The following is a 2,613-nucleotide window of genomic DNA, read 5'->3' on the forward strand; positions in this document are numbered from 1 at the left end:
GCCCTGTCCGCGTTTCCGGGGGCAGGACCCCGGCCGGGCAACGGCCTGACAGCGGCCGGGCAAGGGCCGGCAGCGGCCCGGCGTTCAGGACGGCTGGCGGTCGGAGCCGAGTTCGCGGGAGATCCGCAGCCCGACCTGGGCAACGACCGGGCCGAGGGCGCGGACCCGGGCGGCGGTCATCCGTGAGGTGAGGCCGGAGACGGAGAGGGCCGCGGTGACCTCGCCGGTGTGGTCGAAGATCGGGGCGGCGACGCAGCGGACCTCGGGCTCGTTCTCGCGGTCGTCGATCGAGTAGCCGCGGGCGCGGATGCGGGCGAGGTCGGCGCGGAGCCGGGGCTCGTCGGCGATGGTCCAGGTGGTGACCGGGCGCAGCCCGGCCGCGACCACCTCGGCGACGGCCTCCTCGGGCAGCCAGGCCAGGATCGCCTTTCCGGTGGCGGTGCAGTAGGCGGGAGCCCGGCTGCCGACCCGGGAGGCCATCCGGACGTTGGTCTCGTCCTCGACCTTGTCCAGGTAGACGATCCCGGGGGCCTGCCAGACGGTCAGGTGGACGGTCTCGCCGGCCTCGCGCTGGAGCCGGCGCAGGTGCTCGGCGGCGACGCTGCGCAGGTCGAGGGTGGTCAGGTAGGCCTGACCGAGCCGCAGCGAGCCGTGGCCGAGCCGGAACCAGCCGGTCTCGCGGTCCCGGTCGAGGAGGTGCTCGTCCAGCAGGGGGCCGGCCAGTCGCAGCACGGTGCTCTTGTTGAGGCCGAGGCCGTCGGCGAGCTGGGCGAGCGGGACGCCGCGCCGGTCGCCGTGGTCGCGGACGTAGCCGAGGACGGCGAGGGCGCGGCGCAGCGAGGAGGACTGGTTGCGTTCGGTCGCGGGTTTCTTGGGCGCCGTCTCCGTCATGGGTCCGTTCCCTGGTGTCGTTCTGCCGGTGTTCCCCCGCAGGTCGGCGGCGGTTGTCAGAACGTACCCGTTCGCGACCCGATCGCCGCATCTTCGATACAACGTTGTGCAGTGCAAAACTTTCACCAACTCCCTCTTGTTGGCGCCGATCGGCCCCGCCTAACGTCCCTGCCATCGAGCAGGCGACGACGCCCCACCCGAGCGCTGCGCCCTGCCGTACCCCCACCACTTCACCCACCATCGGCCCCGGTCAGGGCCTGCTTCGACGTGCCCGTCCCCGGCGGCGGACGTCTCAGCGGCAGCTGTCGGGAGGGGAGGTCTCCACCATGCGACTCATCGGACGGACCGCCGCAGCCGCCGTGCTCGCCGCCGGCTGCCTGGCCGCCACCGCCTGTGCCCCCGGCACCGCCGCGCCGGCGAGCGACAAGGCCGCCGACGACCGGACCGGCACCGTGCAGGTCTGGCTGTACAACGAGGCCGGCAACGCGGCCAAGGAGGCCGTGATCTCCAAGGCCGTGGCCGAGTTCCAGGCCTCCCACCAGGGCGCCACCGTCAACGTCAGCTACATCGACACCGACGCCTCGGCCCGCGCCGCCAAGATGAAGGGCGCCTTCAACGACCCGAACAGCGCCCCCGACCTGGTCGAGTTCGGCAACACCGACCTGCCCGGCTACGTCGCCGCCGGCGGCCTCGCCGACATCACCGCCGACCTGGACAAGTGGCAGGACAAGGGCGACCTCGACCCGGCGATCGCCAAGACCGCCGTGGTGGACGGCAAGACCTACGGCCTGCCCTGGTGGGTCGGCGTGCGCGCGCTGTACTACCGCACCGACCTGTTCACCGAGGCCGGCCTCACCCCGCCGACCTCGTACGCCGAGCTGGTCGCCGCCAACCAGAAGATCCACGCCGCGCACCCGGACACCTTCGGCATCGCCGTCGGCGGCAAGTACACCTTCGCCGCGCTGCCCTTCGTCTGGGACGCGGGCGGCGACATCGCCGCCAAGGACGGCGCCACGTTCAAGGCGGCGATCGCCTCGCCCGCCTCGCAGGCCGGGATCAAGCGCTACACCGACCTGTTCGGCGCGGACGGCTGCCCCGCCCAGCAGTGCGCGGACCTGACCGGTGGCAAGACCGTGGACCTGTTCGCGGCCGGCAAGTCGGCGATGGCGGTGCTGCTCAACTCCAACCGCAGCAAGGTGGACGCGGGCGCGGTCAAGGGCAAGTACGGCGTGGTGCCGCTGCCCGGCGAGAAGCCCGGCTCGATCGCCCCGGCCTTCGCCGGCGGCAACAACCTGGGCGTGATGAAGGCGGCCAAGCACCGCACGCTGGCCGTCGAGTTCGCCGAGCTGCTGGCGAGCCCCGCGTACCAGGAGCAGATGTACGACGCGATGGGCAACCTGCCGACGCTCAAGTCCGTCAGCGGCAAGGTGGCGGCGAAGGACGCGTTCCTGAAGCCCTTCACCGACACCATCGCGGCCGGCACCAGGTTCGTCCCGCTCGACCAGGCGTGGGCGCAGATCGACGCCCAGTCGGTGATCCCGACGATGCTCCAGCAGGTCGTCACCGGCAAGGCCGACGTGGCCAAGGCCTCGGCCGACGCCGCCGCGCAGATCTCCTCGGCCTTCGCCGCGCACTGACGGCCGGCCGCCGGCGGTGCACCGCCGCAGGCCCCGCACCGCAGGCCCCGCACCGTCGGCCACCGGCCGCGCACGGACGGCCCCC

General features: G+C 73.0%; 2 protein-coding genes. One reads left to right on the forward strand and one right to left on the reverse strand.

Annotated elements, in window-relative coordinates; translation table 11 throughout:
* Positions 1–84 precede the first annotated feature (84 nt).
* Complete coding sequence (locus ACIQOV_RS36625; RefSeq protein ID WP_401055120.1) at positions 85–891, reverse strand: IclR family transcriptional regulator; 807 nt, start codon at positions 889–891, stop codon at positions 85–87.
* 326 nt (positions 892–1,217) lie between these two features.
* On the opposite strand from ACIQOV_RS36625, the gene ACIQOV_RS36630 reads away from it, so the two are divergent.
* The gene (locus ACIQOV_RS36630; RefSeq protein ID WP_401055121.1) at positions 1,218–2,528 is read left to right on the forward strand and encodes an extracellular solute-binding protein; all 1,311 of its coding nucleotides are present in this window, start codon (positions 1,218–1,220) and stop codon (positions 2,526–2,528) included.
* Positions 2,529–2,613 lie beyond the last annotated feature (85 nt).

The sequence above is a fragment of the Kitasatospora sp. NPDC091257 genome (assembly GCF_044757675.1).
Classification (GTDB): Bacteria; Actinomycetota; Actinomycetes; order Streptomycetales; family Streptomycetaceae; genus Kitasatospora; species Kitasatospora lactacystinica.

Excerpts from the sequence above, each read along its gene's own strand:
- ACIQOV_RS36625 (WP_401055120.1), bottom strand. The coding sequence starts at position 891 with ATGACGGAGACGGCGCCCAAGAAACCCGCGACCGAACGCAACCAGTCC.
- ACIQOV_RS36630 (WP_401055121.1), top strand. The coding sequence starts at position 1,218 with ATGCGACTCATCGGACGGACCGCCGCAGCCGCCGTGCTCGCCGCCGGC.